14 protein-coding genes are annotated in these 18112 nt (G+C 43.3%); 7 read left to right on the forward strand and 7 right to left on the reverse strand.

The annotated features are described in order from the left end of the window. Nucleotides 1-96 precede the first annotated feature (96 nt). Genes M1D52_RS10870 through M1D52_RS10885 form a run of 4 tightly spaced genes read left to right on the forward strand, consistent with a single transcriptional unit; the run spans nucleotide 97 to nucleotide 6698 of the window. Complete coding sequence (locus M1D52_RS10870) at nucleotides 97-2832, forward strand: DUF1553 domain-containing protein (protein ID WP_437392588.1); 2736 nt, start codon at nucleotides 97-99, stop codon at nucleotides 2830-2832. Nucleotides 2833-2838: 6 nt separating this feature from the next. Beyond that, entirely contained in the window at nucleotides 2839-4347 is a 1509-nt protein-coding gene (locus tag M1D52_RS10875) for a DUF1501 domain-containing protein (protein WP_437392589.1), read from the forward strand. A 20-nt stretch (nucleotides 4348-4367) separates the two neighbouring features. Further along, a complete protein-coding gene (locus M1D52_RS10880; RefSeq protein ID WP_377608587.1) occupies nucleotides 4368-5288 on the forward strand; it encodes a sugar phosphate isomerase/epimerase family protein in 921 nt (306 codons plus the stop codon). 3 nt (nucleotides 5289-5291) lie between these two features. Continuing rightward, nucleotides 5292-6698: a c-type cytochrome domain-containing protein gene (locus M1D52_RS10885; RefSeq protein WP_437392590.1), complete on the forward strand. Its 1407-nt coding sequence runs from the start codon at nucleotides 5292-5294 to the stop codon at nucleotides 6696-6698. A 124-nt stretch (nucleotides 6699-6822) separates the two neighbouring features. On the opposite strand, the gene M1D52_RS10890 is transcribed toward M1D52_RS10885, so the two are convergent. From M1D52_RS10890 to M1D52_RS10900, 3 genes are all read right to left on the reverse strand, one after another. Continuing rightward, nucleotides 6823-7269 (reverse strand): hypothetical protein, encoded by a 447-nt coding sequence (locus tag M1D52_RS10890; protein ID WP_041387638.1) that lies wholly within the window; start codon nucleotides 7267-7269, stop codon nucleotides 6823-6825. 194 nt (nucleotides 7270-7463) lie between these two features. Next, on the reverse strand, nucleotides 7464-7634 hold the full coding sequence (locus M1D52_RS10895) for a hypothetical protein (RefSeq protein ID WP_013667395.1): 171 nt from the start codon (nucleotides 7632-7634) through the stop codon (nucleotides 7464-7466). A gap of 129 nt (nucleotides 7635-7763) precedes the next feature. Continuing rightward, nucleotides 7764-8474, reverse strand: a complete 711-nt coding sequence (locus M1D52_RS10900; RefSeq protein WP_437392591.1) for a porin family protein — start codon at nucleotides 8472-8474, stop codon at nucleotides 7764-7766. Between the two features lie 94 nt (nucleotides 8475-8568). Here M1D52_RS10900 and M1D52_RS10905 point away from each other — a divergent pair, with 94 nt between their 5' ends. After that, nucleotides 8569-9546, forward strand: a complete 978-nt coding sequence (locus M1D52_RS10905; protein WP_013667393.1) for a hypothetical protein — start codon at nucleotides 8569-8571, stop codon at nucleotides 9544-9546. A gap of 76 nt (nucleotides 9547-9622) precedes the next feature. Here the strand turns inward: M1D52_RS10905 and M1D52_RS10910 are convergent, their stop codons facing one another. The 4 genes from M1D52_RS10910 to M1D52_RS10925 form a co-directional block, all read right to left on the reverse strand. After that, nucleotides 9623-11068 (reverse strand): bifunctional 2-methylcitrate dehydratase/aconitate hydratase, encoded by a 1446-nt coding sequence (locus M1D52_RS10910; protein ID WP_013667392.1) that lies wholly within the window; start codon nucleotides 11066-11068, stop codon nucleotides 9623-9625. 115 nt (nucleotides 11069-11183) lie between these two features. Further along, on the reverse strand, nucleotides 11184-12335 hold the full coding sequence (gene prpC, locus M1D52_RS10915) for a bifunctional 2-methylcitrate synthase/citrate synthase (protein WP_437366582.1): 1152 nt from the start codon (nucleotides 12333-12335) through the stop codon (nucleotides 11184-11186). 62 nt (nucleotides 12336-12397) lie between these two features. Further along, nucleotides 12398-13279 carry a methylisocitrate lyase gene (gene prpB / locus M1D52_RS10920; RefSeq protein WP_437392592.1) on the reverse strand — a complete coding sequence of 294 codons (882 nt, stop codon included), beginning with the start codon at nucleotides 13277-13279 and terminating at the stop codon, nucleotides 12398-12400. A 521-nt stretch (nucleotides 13280-13800) separates the two neighbouring features. Then, nucleotides 13801-14514, reverse strand: a complete 714-nt coding sequence (locus M1D52_RS10925) for a 3-keto-disaccharide hydrolase (protein ID WP_013667389.1) — start codon at nucleotides 14512-14514, stop codon at nucleotides 13801-13803. A gap of 195 nt (nucleotides 14515-14709) precedes the next feature. Between M1D52_RS10925 and M1D52_RS10930 the strand changes: the two genes are divergently transcribed. Both M1D52_RS10930 and M1D52_RS10935 read left to right on the forward strand, forming a co-directional pair. Beyond that, nucleotides 14710-15678 (forward strand): lipid A deacylase LpxR family protein, encoded by a 969-nt coding sequence (locus M1D52_RS10930; protein ID WP_377608601.1) that lies wholly within the window; start codon nucleotides 14710-14712, stop codon nucleotides 15676-15678. A gap of 107 nt (nucleotides 15679-15785) precedes the next feature. Continuing rightward, on the forward strand, nucleotides 15786-18101 hold the full coding sequence (locus tag M1D52_RS10935) for a TonB-dependent receptor (protein ID WP_013667387.1): 2316 nt from the start codon (nucleotides 15786-15788) through the stop codon (nucleotides 18099-18101). The last annotated feature ends 11 nt before the right edge of the window (nucleotides 18102-18112 follow it).

Raw genomic sequence — 18112 nt, forward strand, 5'->3', positions numbered from 1 at the left:
AGTATCTTAGATATTGAAAACCTAATAAATAAGAAACAGGGAAGCGAGATGATGTCGTTCCCTTTTATAACCAATATGAAATAAACCGAGAAGAGCATGGTGGTATTCCATAGAAAAAAGTTGCTTATTTTACTTGCGGTAGCGGTAGTGCTTGTATTAATCGTGTTTGCTTTTCCGCATGAGGATCCGATTGATTTTAATACGCAGGTGAAGCCTATCATTAACAAAAAGTGCATATCCTGCCATGGAGGCGTAAAACAGCAAGGAGGTTTCAGTTTGCTTTTCGAGGAAGAAGCAATGGCTGCTACCAATAGCGGTAAACCGGCTATCATTCCCGGCAATCCCGACGGTAGCGAGTTTGTTAAGCGCTTATTGACAAAGGATGTGGAAGAACGTATGCCTTACAAACATGAGCCGCTAAGTGAAGAAGAGATAAGCGTTTTTAAGAAATGGATAAAACAGGGTGCGAAGTGGGGGGAGCATTGGGCCTACCTGCCCGTTACGGAAGTAGAAGTGCCTAGTAAGGGGGAGGATTGGGCACACAATGAAATTGACCGTTTTATTTACGAGAAGCTAGATGCTGCTGGCTTAAAACCGTCAAAGGAAGCCGATCGTGCTACCTTACTCAGAAGAGCAAGTTTAGATTTAATTGGCATGGCGCCCAAGTCGGCGCTTGCAGACGCCTATCTACGTGATCCGAATGCCGACAAAGCCTATGAGAAGTTAATAGATGACTTATTGAAATCGCCTGCCTTTGGCGAAAAGTGGGCCTCCATGTGGCTCGATGTAGCACGATATGCAGACACAAAAGGGTATGAATCAGACGGAGCACGTAATATTTGGAAATACCGCGACTGGGTAATCCGAGCATTTAATGAAGACAAGCCCTATGATCGCTTTATTACCGAACAAATAGCCGGTGATTTTTATGTGAATCCAACGGACGAGCAGTATATCGCGACGGCTTTTCATCGGAATTCGATGACCAATGACGAGGGTGGTACCAGTAACGAGGAATACCGCGTGGCGGCGGTTATCGATCGCGTCAATACGACATGGGAAGGGCTATTAAGCACTACTTTTGCCTGTGTACAATGCCACAGTCACCCTTATGATCCCATTAAGCATGATGAGTATTATAAGTTTATGGCCTATTTTAATAATTCGCGGGATGAAGATGTGCCGAGCGAATATCCTTTATTAAAACAGTTCGCTCCAGATATGGAACTGAAGTTGAAGTCCTTGACAAAATGGCTTAAAGAAAATGTTTCTGAACAAAAGGCCGCTGAGATCTATAAGTTTCTAAAAACGGGACAACCGACAATCAATTCTACGACTACGGATAGTTTACGCAATGCGGTAATCGGCAATAATAACATTGCGCTTTACTTCCGTAATCATGGTGTTGCTCGGATTGCGGCAGTGGATTTGAACCGTGTTGACCAAATGATCTACCACTTTGCTTCCAAGGTGCCCGGCGGCCATATGCAGCTGCACCTGGACAGGCCGGATGGACCGGTTTTCGCTTCTTGGAAGGTGGAAGCTAAGGAGGGTTACCAGATCCAGGCAGTAGACTTCCCCATGCAACAAGGCGTACACGATGTATATATTACCTATCGGAATGCAAGTAAAGGTAAAGGTGATGAGGTGTTAGTATTTTTTGATTGGTTTTACTTTAGTGATCAATTTCCCGGAAAAGGCAAGGTTGGTTATGAAGAACAAAAACAGACCTTCTGGACCTTACTGCAAGCACCTGCCAGTACAACACCGATTATGGTAGAAAATCCGACCAATAGGCAACGTAAAACCTTTGTCTTTGAGCGTGGTGCCTGGATATCGCCGGGAAAGGAGGTAAATGCCGATGTCCCGGCGGCATTTAAGTATGCCATGCCGAAAGGTGCACCGAAAAATCGGATGGGACTGGCGATGTGGCTCACGGATAAGCGCAATCCACTGCTTTCGCGCACGATGGTGAACCGTGTTTGGGAGCAACTTTTCGGGACAGGTATCGTGGAAACCCTGGAAGACATGGGTACACAAGGCATGGACCCGACGCATCGCGAACTGCTCGATCATTTATCGTGGCGGTTTATGCATGACTATAAATGGAGTGTGAAGCGATTGGTGAAGGAGCTTATGATGAGTGCAACCTACCGACAAGACTCTAGGATCACTAAGGAGCTCCGGGAAAAGGATTTGTTTAATAAGCTGTACGCCAGAGGACCACGTATGCGACTCAGCGCCGAACAACTGCGCGACCAGTTTTTGTCGATCAGTGGCGTGCTCAGGACGGAAATGTATGGAAAAGGGGTAATGCCCTGGCAGCCTGAAGGTATATGGAATTCGCCATATAATAGCGCCAAATGGGAAAATGCAAAAGGGGACGATCGGTATCGTCGGGCGGTATATACCTACTGGAAGCGTTCGGCACCTTATCCTTCCATGATAACATTTGATGGTGCACAACGTGTGGTGTGTAATCCACGGCGGATCCGCACTAATACGCCCCTACAAGCTTTGGTAACACTAAATGACTCAGTCTATATAGATCTCGCGCGCCATTTCGTTGATCGGATGCAACGGGAGGGGGGCGAGCAGGTTAACGATCAGATTGCAAAAGGTTATGAATGGATTATGTATAAGCCTATCCCGGCCGGAAAGCTGGGAATTTTATCCAAGTTGTATCAAACCGCTTTTGATGAATATAAAACACATCCGGATCGCATCGATTCTTTATTAGGGGAACAGGTTAAAAAGGATGCAAGCAGTGCAGCCTTATTGGTAGTCGCGAACACCCTATTTAACTTGGACGAAGTAATTACTAAAAACTAGGAATTTATGACACGGGACGAATTGAATTTACATCGGTTGCTAAAGGAGGCCAACCACACGCAATTGCGGGCTTATACACGTCGACATTTTTTAAAGGAAAGTGCGATGGGGCTGGGAGCGTTAGCATTTGGCTCATTGCTGGGGAGCTGTAGTACGCAGGCTACGGGCGCTAAGCCGGTTGTCTTTGATCCGGCTCACCCATTGTTGCCGAAATCGCCGCCTTTTTTGGGGAAAGCTAAAAGCGTAATCTATCTACATATGGCCGGAGCACCATCGCAATTGGAGCTGTTTGATTATAAACCTGAACTGGAGAAGATGAACGGGCAGGATTGCCCGGAGTCTTTGCTGAAAGGGAAAAAATTTGCATTTATCACGGGAGTTCCGAAGATGTTGGGGCCGCAGGCTAAATTTGCCCAACATGGCGAAAGTAGGGCTTGGGTGAGTGAAAATTTACCGCACTTTTCGAGCGTAGTGGATGAAGTGACTTTTTTAAAAGCGGTGACAACAGACCAGTTTAATCATGCGCCTGCGCAGTTGTTAATGCATACAGGGAGTGCCCGTTTGGGGAAACCCAGTATGGGAAGTTGGGTTACCTATGGCTTGGGAACCGAAAATCAGAATTTGCCGGGCTTTGTGGTGCTCACCAGTGGTGGCAGTTTTCCGGATGCCGGAAAGAGCATTTGGGGGAGCGGTTTTTTACCTTCGGTTTATCAGGGTGTTCAGTGCAGAAGTGAAGGTGATCCGGTGTTGTTTATCAAGGATCCGAATGGGATGGATCGGGATTTACGGAAGGCAACCATCGACGCGATCAATGCGTCCAATGAACAGGAATATGCTTACTACAATGACCCTGAAATTTTATCGCGGATCTCGCAATATGAAATGGCTTTTCGCATGCAAGTAACTGCGCCTGAAGTCATGAATATTGATAACGAGCCCCAATACATTCACGATATGTATGGCACGCAACCCGGGAAAGCTTGTTTTGCCAATAACGTACTGCTGGCCCGCAAGTTGGTGGAGAAGGGGGTGCGCTTTGTGCAGCTTTTCGATTGGGGCTGGGATGCACATGGCGACGGACCGCAAAATTCATTGAACATCGGCTTGAAAAACAAATGCAGAAGCACGGATAAGCCGATTACCGCCCTACTGTTGGATTTGAAACAAAGGGGACTATTGGAAGATACCCTGGTTGTTTGGGGTGGAGAATTTGGCAGAACCCCCATGCTGGAAAATCGAAACGGGGCCACGAATCCTTACAATGGACGCGACCATCATACGGAGGCATTTACCATTTGGATGGCGGGAGGCGGTATCAAAAAAGGATTCACCTATGGCGAAACAGATGAAATTGGTTATAGCGCGATTAGTGGTAAGGTAGAGCCCTTTGATATACAAGCTACTATTTTGCATCAACTGGGTTTTGACCACGAAAAATTTACGTACGACTTTCAGGGACGGCCATTTCGACTCACCGATGTTTTCGGAAAGGTTATCCATGATATTATTGCTTAGCGATTTAATGATACATAACGATGCCGCATAATCGACGACATTTTTTAAAAGCCGCAACGGCTGGTTTATTTTTGCCAATGGAAGAACTTTTTGCCGATTTATCCGTGCCGGTATTATCAAAAGCCGGTTATTCGCTGACTTTTATGGCTACCGACTGGGGTTTTCAAGGGGGTGTTGAGAACTTCTGTGCAGCAGCAAAAAAGGACGGCTATGATGGTATCGAGGTATGGTGGCCGAGTAGCGCAGAGGCACAAAAGCTGTTGTTTTCGGCACTTCAGAAGCACCGGCTGGAAGTGGGATTTCTATGTGCGGGTAGCGGGCCGGATATCAAAGAGCATTTGGCAACCTTTTGCAGGCAAATTGACGCGGCTTCCGGTAATGGATATCAACGTCCACTTTATATCAATTGCCATTCCGGGAAAGATTATTTTACCTATGAAGAAAATGCGGCTTTTATTGATTATACCGTTAAGAAATCGAAAGAAACGGGTATCCCGATTTACCATGAAACCCATCGTGGCCGAATGCTGTTTGCCGCACCTGTAGCTCGAAATTTTATAGAGAAGCACCCTGATTTACGCTTAACCTTAGATATTTCACATTGGTGTGTTGTTCATGAGAGTTTATTGGATGATCAGGCAGAAACCGTGCAACTGGCCCTCCAACGTGCTGATCATATTCATACGCGCATTGGCCATGCAGAAGGTCCACAGGTAAATGATCCGCGCGCACCTGAATGGAAAGGGGCTGTGGAGGCTCATCTTCGTTGGTGGGACCAAGTCGTTTCGCGTAAGAAACAAAAGGGTGAGCCGATGACCATGCTTACCGAATTTGGCCCCCCGGATTATTTGCCGACCTTGCCTTATACCCGACAGCCTTTAGCCGATCAATGGGCCATCAATGTTCATATGATGCAGCTACTACGCAAACGATACGAATAGACCATGCAGCTTCTTACCATTCAACAACTTATTGGCCATTTTCATCCGGTACTTGTCCACTTACCTATTGGCATATTAATCTTAGGTGTACTATTTCATTTATTGAGTGCCATAAAGTCTTATGCCTTTCTTCGTACAGCCGTTCCGTTAATTTATTTGCTGGGAGCGATTGGAGCGATTGTATCCTGTATTAGCGGCTATTTATTATCCCAAACGAGTGATTATGATGCAAAATTGGTTGGCTTACACCAATGGTTCGGAATTGCTGTAGCAATTGTTGCGATGCTATTGTATGGGTTGATGAAATATCCTGTTAAAGAGCCCTTGCTTCGCCTGCTGAGTGTTACGTTATTAATAGGTATTACCATAACGGGACATTATGGAGGATCACTTACCCATGGTTCTGACTACCTGGTTGCGGCGCTAAAGGGTGAACCAGCTAGCAAGGAAGCCATCCCGCCCGTTCCCAATATTCAACAGGCAAAGGTATATCCGCAGCTCGTTGAACCATTGCTTAAGAACCGCTGCTACAGCTGCCATGGCGGAGAGAAGCAGAAAGGTAAGCTTCGGGTGGATACGAAGGAATTTATGGTAAAAGGAGGGGAAGCCGGTTCTTCTCTTATAGAAGGAAAGGCGGATGAAAGCGAACTTATTAAACGTCTATTACTACCATTGGATAATGAAGATCATATGCCGCCAAAAGAAAAGGCGCAGCTAACGCAAGAAGAAATTGCATTATTAAAATGGTGGGTTAACCAAGGCGCCGATATCCACAAAACGGTCGCGGAATTGAAACCTAAGCCTGAAATGAGCGCCATACTTGCGGTCTTTCAATCGGGCAGTGCAAAAAACAAAGAGGTGCAGAGCGATCTGCTAGCCAAAGAGGTAGATGCGGCTGATGCGGGCACACTCGAAAAACTGAAAGATGCAGGTGTGGTGGTATTGCCCATCCACCAAAACAGTAATTACTTATCCGTAAATTTTGTTACGACCGATGTGACGCCCGCTTTACTGGAAGAAGTAAAAAAGCTAGCTAAACAGTTAGTTTACTTGGAAGTAGCTTATACATCACTAAATGATGAGAATACGAAAGTATTAGCCTCACTTGAAAATCTTTTACAGCTTAATTTGAGAGGCACGGCGATTACAGATAAAGGATTAATCAATCTGAAAGATTTAACGCAGCTAAATTTGCTTAATTTGGTAGAAACAAAAATAAGTGCCACAGGCTTGACCTCCTTAAAGGGACTTAAAAACCTAAAAAGCATCTATTTGTATAAAACGTCAGTAGACCGAAACGGATTGGCAGCTTTAAAGAAGCAATTCCCCCAGGCATCGCTTGACACTGGGGGCTATTATGTGCCTACATTAGCAAGTGATACAATGATGGTGAGTATGCCTGCCCGTTAATTCTAAAATCTGTTAATCTTGGCATAACCTGCTTCCTGCTCCATCCTGTTTAGGTTGAAACGGAAAATCTGAAAGTGCGAGATAGGGTAGGCTTATAAGCAGAACTAATTAAAAATATAGCCTGTTATTTCAGGCTATATTTATAACTTCTACCATGTTTGGTAGCTTGAATGAAATCATTCTTTAATAAATAGGAGAGACGCACGGCAACTGCTTTTTCGACCTTATAAGGATCTGCTTCCGGTTGTGCTTGATTTAAGACTTCCAGAATATCATCCTTATAACCTGATCCGATTTTTGTAAGTGCATAACTGATCTTTTGATCGAGCTTGCTATTTACGTTGAAATTTTCCTGAGGAGCCAGGGCTTTACCTGCTGTCTTTCTCTTTTTTGTTGCGTCGTCTGTATCAGGTGAATCGCTTTTGATTCGATCATTACCTAAATTAACCGACTTAGATTGAGCAATTGCATTGATCGTGACTTCAATACTTTTAAGTTCCTCTTTAAGCTGTTGTTGTCGCAGCTTTAGAAATTCAACTACTTGTTTCTCTGTTATACTTTCAGCTTTCATTACTATGTCTTATGATTTATAACAAAAATATAACTAAATTTTAACATTTTAAAATATTATAAAAGTTTAGCTGTCACGATTATAGCTTCACTTATGTTTATTAATGGTGACATAAATGAAGACATCGTGATATTTTATATTATAAATTGAATATAGCGATGAAATTGTCTTTACTTGTATGTTAATAAATGGAATTAATTTGGGAGAGCCGCTCTCCTTGTAGCTAAACCGAAGTCGTTCGAATGAAACGCATCATTCAGTTCGATTGACATGATGGCCAACTCTAATAGATAAAGTTCGTTTTTAATGTTTTCTCTTCTTTTAATAAGAGACTCCAGTTCTTGGTGGTTTTGAGTGTTAGGCATGACTGTGTTGTTTTAATAGAACAAACGTAAGAAACGCTTTCTTATATGAAAAAAAATTACACATACAGCGCTATAGACATGACGAACACGCCTGTGGCTTACATGAATGAAAAAAACAGGTCTTGCTAACTAATTTAGCGGAAGCGCATAGCCGATGCTTAATGTGAATATTCTATTCTTGCCTTCGGGGCCAACAATAGTGGAGGTTAAATTGCCCTCATTGTCTACGCGTTGTATCTCCCTGGATTTGTAAAGCGTTTTGAAACCCCAAGAAAAACGGGCATCGAGCACTAAAAAGCCATCGTTGAATGGAAATTCAATTCCGCCACCAATGAGCGCACTCCAATCGGTACGGTTAAAGCGATTGTCGAAATCAGCGGATCTATTGTAGCTTTGAATTCGAGGTTCATCACTTTCCAGTTTTTCTCTACCACCTAAAGCATAGGAAAAGGAAGGTCCGGCGTTAAAGTAATAGCGTGTGCCAATTCCAAAGTCGAAGCGGGCAAGTAGCGGTATTTCCAGGTAATGCAATGTGCTCTTTTGTTGGATGGTCAAGGCTTCATTCATGTTACCGGAAGAAATATGATCGGTTCGGTTATTGCGCATGCTATAATTTATTTCGGGTTGCAGGATAAAAGTTCGTAATTCATCCAATGCGATATTTAGACCGACGCCTGCAGAAACACCCGGCGAGAAGCGTTGGTTACTCAGGTTCGAAGAGGTTTCGCCGAAGTCATACGTGTTAGCGTTTAGGCCAACTTGTGGGATAATATAGATTTCTTGAGCGAGGCATCGGATATTAATCAGTAAAATCGAAAGTAAAACTATTTTTTTGATCATTGATTTATAGATTTGCAAATATTTAGGTAACAATAATAGTGTTTCTTTTGTTTTGTTTACCCGATGAATAGACATTGTTTCGTAATTTTATATTATGTATTTTAAGCTAGCTATGCTATTGAGATTTTCGAAGTGCTTTAACGTTTTTCTTTTCCTCTTAAATCTGTTTTTTTTATTTTCTTGTTCTTCTCCCGCTGCGAACAAGCAAGCCTCAACCGATGAGGAAGAATTGGAGCCGGGTCGACCGTCTTTTACACCGATTGCGGGAACGGATTTTTTTGAGGTTCGGAGAGCTTTTGACAATGGCTTGGCTTTTGACACCTTGGGTTTTGAACAGGAGCCGGTATGGCATCTGAATTTCATCAGCAATGACTCTGTCAAAATTTTTAGTCCGGATAGCAATGCCATGCTGCATTACTCAATTTATTTTGATCAGGATTCTATCTTCCACTTTGGAAGGGAATGGTTTCGAGTACGTAGTTTAGCAAAGGATAGCTTGCTATTGCAACGCCTGACGGTGGTAAGCAAGCATGTGAAGGAAGCGCGATCCAATGTATATATGAAGCTTTACTCGGCACGCTTTATCCGCGATAGTTTAAAAACAACAGTAGAAGAATTAAGAAAGCCACGACCGAATGATACGGCTTTTATTCAATGGCGGTCCAATATTGCAAATGCAAACCCCACGGTCATTGATAGCGCTTTTGCTGCACGTAATCCGGTGCAACTGATACCGAAGAATCCGAATATAACTGTTAAAAGGCGTATATTCAGTGAAACAGAACGGTTAAACCAGAGTGCTGCCTATGCATATTTGTATCCTGAATATGATATTGTAATCAATAAGGCATATAAGGATTTTTACTATCCGTTCTCGGTACTCGTAGATGGGAAAGGGGATGTCCATCTTGGAAAGTTTGTGACCAGTGATGAGTTTGTGGAATCCAGGAAAAAAGTTTTGGAAGGAATTATCAACGTCTATTTGAAAAACCTATTAACAATTAAACCGGGCACAACCTTGGGGATACCGCATACCAGCTTAATTATGCTAAGGGTGAGGGGGATAGAATAATGGAATAAAAATCCGGTTCACGGATAAAATCAACATGAACCGGAGGCAAAATCCTATTTTAAATTAAGGCGACGAATTAAAACGTAATTAAATCCACAAAACTGGAGACAGGTATATCAACTAATTTTTCCAGATTGAGTGATTCTTCAAGAATTTTATCTTGCTGCTTCTTCGCAAAGATTCGCGCTAAGTTTGTTTTATACTTTGCAATTAACAGGGGGATTCCCTCTTCTCGTCGCCGTTTATGTCCAATTGGATATTCAACAACTTCCTCGCCAAATACCATGCCGTCTTTACAGGTAATTGTCAAAGCATTGGCGATCGAACGTTTATTCGGGTCGTGGTAGTCTTTTGTAAATTGAGGATCCTCTAGCGTGCTCATTTTCTCACGGAGCGCGTCTATCCTTGGATCGAATGCGATGTCATCTTCATAGTCTGCTGCCGTCAATCTTCCAAATAAAAGCGGAATGGCAATCATATATTGTAAGCAATGATCACGGTCGGCCGGATTGTGTAAAGGGCCCGATTTATCGATAATACGAATCGCCGCTTCATGCGTGCGGATTTGGACCTTTTCAATGTCGTCAGCTGTTTTTCCGGCCGCTTGTAGCTTCCGAAAAAGTGTCATGGCTGCTTCCACTGCCGTCTGTGCATGAAATTCTGCCGGGTAAGAAATCTTAAATAAGACATTTTCCATTACATAACTTCCATATGCTCGCTGAAACTTAAAGGCTTGTCCCTTAAACAAAACATCGTAGAAACCCCAGGTTTTGGCAGTCAACGCCGAGGGATAGCCCATCTCGCCCGTGCGGGCGATCAATGCCAAACGGACTGCGCGTGAGGTAGCATCACCGGCTGCCCATGATTTTCGACTCCCGGTGTTAGGTGCATGGCGATAGGTACGCAAGGATTGGCCGTCTACAAAAACCAGTGAAATGGCGTTTGTAAGTTCTTCACGACTTAAACCTAATAGATGGCCAACAACAGCAGTAGACGCCAATTTTACTAAGACGACGTGATCTAGTCCTACTTTGTTAAAGGAGTTCTCTAAGGCCATAATGCCCTGTATTTCATGGGCCTTAATCATGGCATGCAATACATCTTTGATGGTAAAAGGCGATTTGCCCGTCGCAATGGACTCCCGGCTTAACCAGTCGGCGACCGCTAAGATAGCACCCAGGTTGTCAGAGGGATGGCCCCATTCAGCTGCCAGCCAAGTATCGTTGAAATCGAGCCACCTAATAATCGTTCCGATATTAAAAGCTGCTTGCACGGGATCTAGTTGATAAGGGGTGCCAGGTACCTTTGCCCCATTCGGAACGATGGTGCCTTTTACAATAGGGCCCAAAAGTTTAGTACAGGCTGGATAAGTGAGGGCTTCAAAGCCACATCCAAGCGTGTCTAGAAAACAATGATAGGCTGTTTGAACAGCAAGATCACTCGTGATTTTATAATCAAAGACATAGTTAACCATGTCAGTAATGACTTGATCTACAGGTGGACGTATGTTAGAATGGTGCATTTTTTAAAGTAAAAAGTAAAAAGTAAAAAGTAAAAAGTAAAAAGTAAAAAGTAAAAAGTAAAAAGTAAAAAGTAAATTTTACTAACAACTAACAACTAACAACTAACAACTAACCTTACCGCTTATCAAGTGGCACAAAGGCTCTGTTTTCCGGTCCGATATAATTGGCGCTGGGGCGGATGATTTTACCGTCCAACCGTTGTTCAATAATGTGAGCGCTCCAACCACTCACTCTTGAAATAACAAATAAGGGCGTGAAAAACAAAGTAGGGACGCCCATAATATGATAAGAGACGGCAGAGAACCAATCGAGGTTGGGAAACATTTTTTTCTTTTCCCACATCAGGGTTTCGATTCGCTCCGCTATCTTATACAGTTTGAGATCGCCAACTTCTTCCGATAGCGATTTGGCTACTTTCTTAATAACAATATTGCGTGGGTCGGCAATGGTGTACACGGGATGACCGAAGCCGATGATCACTTCTTTTTGTTCCAGTCGAGCTTCAATATCTCTTGCCGCTTCTTCTTCATTGGGATACCTACTTTGTATGTCATACGCTACTTCATTGGCACCTCCGTGTTTTTGACCACGTAAAGCACCAATGCTTCCCGTAATGGCCGAATAAATATCCGAACCGGTACCCGTGATAACCCGGCCGGTGAAGGTTGAAGCATTAAACTCGTGCTCGGCGTAGAGATTTAAAGAAATCTGCATTGCCTTAATCCATGATTCGCTCGGTTCTTTTCCGTGTAAGAGATGTAAAAAGTGTGCGCCAATACTGTCGTCATCCGTTTCCACCTCGATGCGTTTGCTGTTGTGCGAATAGTGGTACCAATACAGCAACGCAGAAGGGTAGGAGGCCATTAGTTTGTCGGCGATATCTCGAGCACCCGAGATGTTATGATCGTCTTTTTCGGGCGATATGGTGCCTAAAAGAGAAGTGTACGTACGGAGGATATCCATCGGGTGTGCCGCAGCGGGAATCTGTTCCAATACATTTTTTGCAATAATGGGCAAACCACGCAAGGCTTTTAATTTCGCCTTGTAGATATTAAGTTCTGCGGCATTTGGCAATTTTTCATGGATGAGCAGATGAGCGACCTCTTCAAAAGAAGCACCCTCTGCGAGATCTAAAATGTCGTATCCCCGATAGTGGAGATCATTACCGCTTCGTCCGACGGTGGATAAGGCTGTATTTCCCGCTAGGACGCCTGATAAGGCAACTGACTTTTTTGGTTTAAATGGTTGGTTCTCTTCTGTTGTCATAATTATGGGTTTTTCATGTTTATAGGTGACGATAATGCTGTCTCAGCCAAAATTACAGCTCTTCATGTCTTTTTGAATAGCTTATCAAGTTTCGTCTCGAAATCATAATATCCAATACTTTGATAAAGTTCCTCCCGTGTTTGCATATCTGCTATGACCGCTTGCTGCGAACCATCCTGCAGCAAATGTGTATACACTTTTAAGGCCGCTTTATTGGCCGCCCGAAAAGCGGATAAGGGGTAAAGAATAAGACGAACATCGGCGGCATGCAATTCAGAAACTGTCCATAAGGGTGTCATACCAAATTCGGTTATATTGGCTAATATAGGCAAACCGCTCGCTTTGGCGAATTCTGCGTATAGCCGGATTTCATGTACAGCCTCTGCAAAAATAAAGTCGGCCCCGGCCTCTTGATACTTATTTACTCGATCTAGTGTTCTTTCAATTCCTTCTGTCGCAAGCGCATCCGTGCGCGCACCGATCAGGAAGTTGGGGTCAGTCCGCGCATCTACGGCCGCTTTTATCCGATCGACCATTTCGTCTGTACTCACGACTTCCTTACCTGGGCGATGTCCGCAGCGTTTGGCTCCTACCTGATCTTCGATATGAAGGGCAGCCGCGCCGGCCTTAATCAAGGACTTTACCGTACGGGCAACATTAAAGGCCGAAGGTCCAAACCCCGTATCCACATCCACCAACAAGGGCGTGTCGGTAACATTGGTAATCCGATTGACATCAATTAAGATATCTTCGAGGTTGGTGATTCCTAAGTCAGGAATGCCTAAAGAACCTGCAGCTACACCACCTCCTGATAAATACAATGCCTGAAAACCAGCTTGTGTAGCCAATAAAGCATGATTGGCGTTAATGGCGCCGGCAATCTGTAAAGGTCTATTCTTTTCCATCGCTTCTTTAAAGCGTAATCCCGCAGAAGAATTGTTCATAATAGGGTGTTTAAAAGATTGGCCACCGAACACAAGGTAAGGTGGCCAAACAAGTTACAAATTTTATTTAAGAAGCGTATAAGCTAATTATAATTGTCAAGAATTTTACGCTTATAAAAGGAACGATTTTTTTAATCAACTTTTTTCATCACTCGTTAGTTTTTAAAGGCATTTAACTTTTGGTTTAATCCAAAAGTTACAAAAGATCAAGGCTGTGTAGGCTACCTCGCAACCGATGGCAAAGCATTCGTGGCGCGTATTGGAGCCGTTTCACTTCCTCAATCCGCTTGTGTGCTGCAAGATGAACAGGCGTGCAAATGCTATACTGCTCGTTGCTTCGGTATCCTCCAAGGCCGTTCTTCCGACGCACAAGTCTATAGTGCTAAGCTAAGGCTAATACGTCGGGTTAAAAGTAGAAGCCTTCCGTTCTGCTGAAATATCGCCTAGGAAATTTGCGGTTTGCACGTTACGTTGAGGCACTACCAAGCTGACCAACAGGGATTCACCGAAGGTAATCCCTGTTATAACTGCTTGATTTTGATGTTTCTGAAAGAGACGACATTCCCATGATCCTGTAAGGCAATTTTTCCTTTAGGATACTTGGCGAATCCTTCCCAATCGTGGAATTTACTTTTGGCAATCAATTGATTCCATTCTTCAGAACCTTTTTTGACATGAGCAGTTTGTACCCCGTTTAACCACAAAGTAATTTCTCCTTGATTATACAGAATACGCGCTTGGTTCCATTCGCCAACCGGCTTTGGTTTGGAAACATCAGGTCCTCCGATTAAATCGTATAATGAACCTGCTAAGTGATTGGGAATAAAGCGATCACCCGCATTGATGTTATCCAATACTTGCATTTCTATTCCTGTTTGGTATGTTGCACCATATTTTGGATCTTCATGGATGCCAAATATAACACCACTGTTTCCGCCGTCACTTATTTTCCACTCCAAGGTCAGATCGTAATTTTCATATTCGGCATCGGTTACCAAATCGCCTTTTTCCGCCTTATCAACGGTTGGATCGAAAACTAAGGCACCGTCTTTGACAGACCATGCGGCAGTGGCCTTGTCTTTTTGATAGGTGTGCCATCCTGTAGTGGACTTTCCATCAAATAGAAGCACCCATCCATCTTTCTTTTCTTTAGAGCTTAAGGCATTTGGCTTTTGCGCAAAGGTAGCTGTAGCCAGGAATAAACAGGCACAGATACTTAGTGAAATCTTCTTCATTTGTTTCTTCTTAATGTTTTTGTTGTTCTTTAGTTCTGATTCGTTTACTGTGGTTAACTGTTAAAACGTTTTTGCGCAAGATATAAAAATCTCCGGAAAATTGAAGTTGTTTTGTCATATTTAAGGATTCATTAACAACTTTGTTTCATTCACCTTGACTGATATTTTCAATTTGTATAAGTTTGGCTCTTCTTCATGAGCTTACGATCGATCAGCCATACGCAAGTCCTATTGATGGGCGTGTGTATTTTTTTATGTTTAATTGCGTATAAAGGACGTGCGCAGACTGAACTGTTACATGAATTGTCTATTCATAGTGATAACGATGCCTATTTGTTCATTAATCAGGACCAATACTATACTAACGGAATATCCTTTAGCTATCGTCAATTAGTCGACAAGGATTTTAGTGCTGCGAGTGCTAAGAAGAAGATCTGGGGAATAGCGATAGGCCATAAACTATATAATGCATATAACGGTTTCAGCGAGTTGGTATTGATGGACAGGCCTTTTACAGCCTACTTATATGGAAGAGCAAGCAAGGCATGGCTCTATCGGGACGAATCGAGCTTAAACCTTGGTGCAGAAGTGGGCTTATATGGTAAAGGTGCTTTTGGTGAGGCGCTACAGGAAGGTTTTCACAATCTGTTCGGCTTTTATGAAATCAGCGGTTGGGAGTATCAATTGCGCGATCATGTAACACTGGATTTGCGGGCGAAGTATAGTCGACTGCTACTACGAAGTACCTCCGGTAAAATGGATCTGCAGCTTCAATCAAGCATGTCTCTGGGCTTAAATCAAAGTTTTATCGGTGCGGGCCCGGTATTGCGGCTTGGCAAATTGAACGCTTTGTACGCGTCTGCTTATAACGGGAGTCGGTTATTTCGAAAAGGCGAGGTTGTCAATAAAGAGCGTTACTTTTACTATCGGCCAATGCTGTTTTACCGATTATACGATGCGAGCATACAGGGAGGGATGTTACTGGATGACAAAGGACCTGTTACCTTTGGCATTAAGCCTTGGATGCTTAGTCAAATTGTTGGCTTCACTTATGCGCATCGTCACGTAACGATCGACGCGCATCTCCAGTTTAATACCAAAGAAGTTAAAAGTAATGCCACTGCCCATCAGTTTGGCTCCATTTCGATTGGATATGCCTTTTAATACGCACAATAAATTTGTAATTTATTTGTAACATTTTAAAGTGCCCTGCGTCTAGTGGAATAAAGTGCACGCAAAAAAGCTCATAAATTCATATTAAACGCAAGGCCTTGAAAGCTTTTATTTTATCAATTACTATTTCTCTCTATTTCTTTTCCTTTTCCTTCGCCCAACAAATAACGCTTAGTGGCACCGTGAGAGACGCTTCCAGTGGTGAGACATTGATCGGCGCCAGCATCAAGGTGAAAGAGAGCGCTTCCGGTGTTAGCGCCAATTCGTATGGCTTTTACTCGTTAAGCCTGGCAAAAGGAAGGTACACCATTCAGGTATCCTCGGTAGGCTATACCATGCAAGAACGAGCGGTTGAATTAAGCGGGGATCTCCGCCTGGATTTTTCACTGGAGCCGGCTAATCAACTCGAAACAGTCGAAATCAATGCCGTTTCGAGTAGGGAGCAAATCGAAAGCCCGCAAATGGGTGTCAACAAAATTAGCATTAAGGAAGTGAATAATGTGCCCGTATTGTTTGGGGAACGCGACGTGTTAAAAACCATTCAATTGCTCCCGGGAGTGTTAAGTGCGGGCGAAGGGAATAGCGGTTTTTTTGTGCGGGGAGGAACAACCGATCAAAATTTGATTTTACTTGATGAAGCCATGGTTTATAATGCATCCCATTTGATGGGCTTCTTCTCTACCTTTAACTCCGATGCGATCAAAGATGTTAACCTGTATAAGGGTGGAATGCCTGCGCAATACGGTGGGCGCTTGGCGTCGGTACTGGACGTCAATATGCTGGATGGTAATAATCAACGTTTCGGTATGGATGGCGGCATCGGCCTAATTGCTTCTCGATTAAAGGTGGAGGGCCCCATAAAGAAGGGCAAGGGGTCTTTTATGTTAAGCGGTAGGCGTACCTACGCCGATTTATTTCTGAAGCTTTCTTCGGACACTTCGGTAAACAGCAGCGTTCTGTATTTTTATGATTTGAACTTAAAAGCCAATTATCAGCTTGATCAAAACAATACACTCTATCTTTCAGGTTATTTCGGAAAGGACGTGCTGGGCTATGCAAACGACTTCGATTTCGATTGGGGAAATGCTACCGGAACCTTACGGTGGAACCATGTCTTCAATAGTCGACTTTTCTCAAACACCTCATTTATTTACAGCGACTTTAAGTATAATGTGGGCGTGTATACCGATAACAATGATTTGAAAATCAACTCGCGTATACAGAATTTGAACTTGAAACAGGATTTTCATTACTTTTCAAGTAGTCGCAGCAATCTACGTTTCGGATTAAACCTAATGCGGCAGGAAATCTCACCGGCGGGTATCGACGCCTCGGAAGAATCGGATATCAATTCGTTGCGAATTGAAAATAGGCAAGGCTATGAGCTGGCGGCGTACCTCTCGCATGAATGGAAACCTAGTAATCGGCTCAGCTTTATTTATGGCTTGCGATTGAATTCCTTCTTATTAATGGGGCCCGGTGAATTTAATACTTATGATTCAGAAGGTGATATTATTCAAACCGATATTTATGGAAGTGGTAAATTGGTAAAGAGCTACATTAATCCGGAACCGCGATTTTCCGTCAACTATATGCTCAATGAGAATAGCAGCGTGAAAGCTTCCTATAACCGCAATACCCAAAACTTACATCAGCTCACGAATACAACCTCATCGTTACCGACGGATGCCTGGGTATTGAGCAGTAACAATATAAAGCCCCAAATAGCGGATCAGGGTGCCTTGGGGTATTATCGGAATTTTAATGATGATCAGTACGAGTTTTCTGCGGAGGTGTACTACAAGGATATGCAAAATCAGATCGATTATAAAAATGCTGCTGATTTACAGGCAAACGCGCATGTAGAAGCGGAATTGGTATATGGTGTGGGTAAGTCTTACGGACTGGAACTTTTTATGAAGAAAAGAACGGGCCGCTTGAATGGGTGGGTTAGCTATACATTATCCCGAAGTAAAAGAAGATTTGATGAAATCAACAATGGTAATTGGTTTGCTGCCCGCCAAGACCGTATCCACAATATTGCGATTGTGGGTATGTACAAATTTTCCGATCGTTGGAGTTTCTCCGGAACCTTTGTATATTACACGGGTAATGCCGTTACCTTCCCAAGTGGAAAATATAGTATCGGTGGTAAATCCACTTGGTACTATACGGAGCGAAATGGTTATCGTATGCCGGATTATCACCGGCTGGATTTAGGGGCGACGCTGGAATCGAAACCCGGAAAACGTTTTAAGTCGAGCTGGACCTTTGGTCTCTATAATGCCTATAACCGGAAAAACGCTTATATTATTGATTTTAGGGAAAATGAAAATGACCCGAATGTTACGGAAGCCTATAAAGTGGCCTTGTTTGGTATTATACCTTCAGTAACGTGGAATTTTAAATTTTAAGGATGATAACT

The organism is Olivibacter sp. SA151, assembly GCF_054130995.1.

What these genes read in the sequence shown, in the direction of transcription:
- M1D52_RS10870 (WP_437392588.1), top strand. Translation starts at nt 97, where the DNA reads ATGGTGGTATTCCATAGAAAAAAGTTGCTTATTTTACTTGCGGTAGCG.
- M1D52_RS10875 (WP_437392589.1), top strand. Translation starts at nt 2,839, where the DNA reads ATGACACGGGACGAATTGAATTTACATCGGTTGCTAAAGGAGGCCAAC.
- M1D52_RS10880 (WP_377608587.1), top strand. Translation starts at nt 4,368, where the DNA reads ATGCCGCATAATCGACGACATTTTTTAAAAGCCGCAACGGCTGGTTTA.
- M1D52_RS10885 (WP_437392590.1), top strand. Translation starts at nt 5,292, where the DNA reads ATGCAGCTTCTTACCATTCAACAACTTATTGGCCATTTTCATCCGGTA.
- M1D52_RS10890 (WP_041387638.1), bottom strand. Translation starts at nt 7,269, where the DNA reads ATGAAAGCTGAAAGTATAACAGAGAAACAAGTAGTTGAATTTCTAAAG.
- M1D52_RS10895 (WP_013667395.1), bottom strand. Translation starts at nt 7,634, where the DNA reads ATGCCTAACACTCAAAACCACCAAGAACTGGAGTCTCTTATTAAAAGA.
- M1D52_RS10900 (WP_437392591.1), bottom strand. Translation starts at nt 8,474, where the DNA reads ATGATCAAAAAAATAGTTTTACTTTCGATTTTACTGATTAATATCCGA.
- M1D52_RS10905 (WP_013667393.1), top strand. Translation starts at nt 8,569, where the DNA reads ATGTATTTTAAGCTAGCTATGCTATTGAGATTTTCGAAGTGCTTTAAC.
- M1D52_RS10910 (WP_013667392.1), bottom strand. Translation starts at nt 11,068, where the DNA reads ATGCACCATTCTAACATACGTCCACCTGTAGATCAAGTCATTACTGAC.
- prpC (WP_437366582.1), bottom strand. Translation starts at nt 12,335, where the DNA reads ATGACAACAGAAGAGAACCAACCATTTAAACCAAAAAAGTCAGTTGCC.
- prpB (WP_437392592.1), bottom strand. Translation starts at nt 13,279, where the DNA reads ATGAACAATTCTTCTGCGGGATTACGCTTTAAAGAAGCGATGGAAAAG.
- M1D52_RS10925 (WP_013667389.1), bottom strand. Translation starts at nt 14,514, where the DNA reads ATGAAGAAGATTTCACTAAGTATCTGTGCCTGTTTATTCCTGGCTACA.
- M1D52_RS10930 (WP_377608601.1), top strand. Translation starts at nt 14,710, where the DNA reads ATGAGCTTACGATCGATCAGCCATACGCAAGTCCTATTGATGGGCGTG.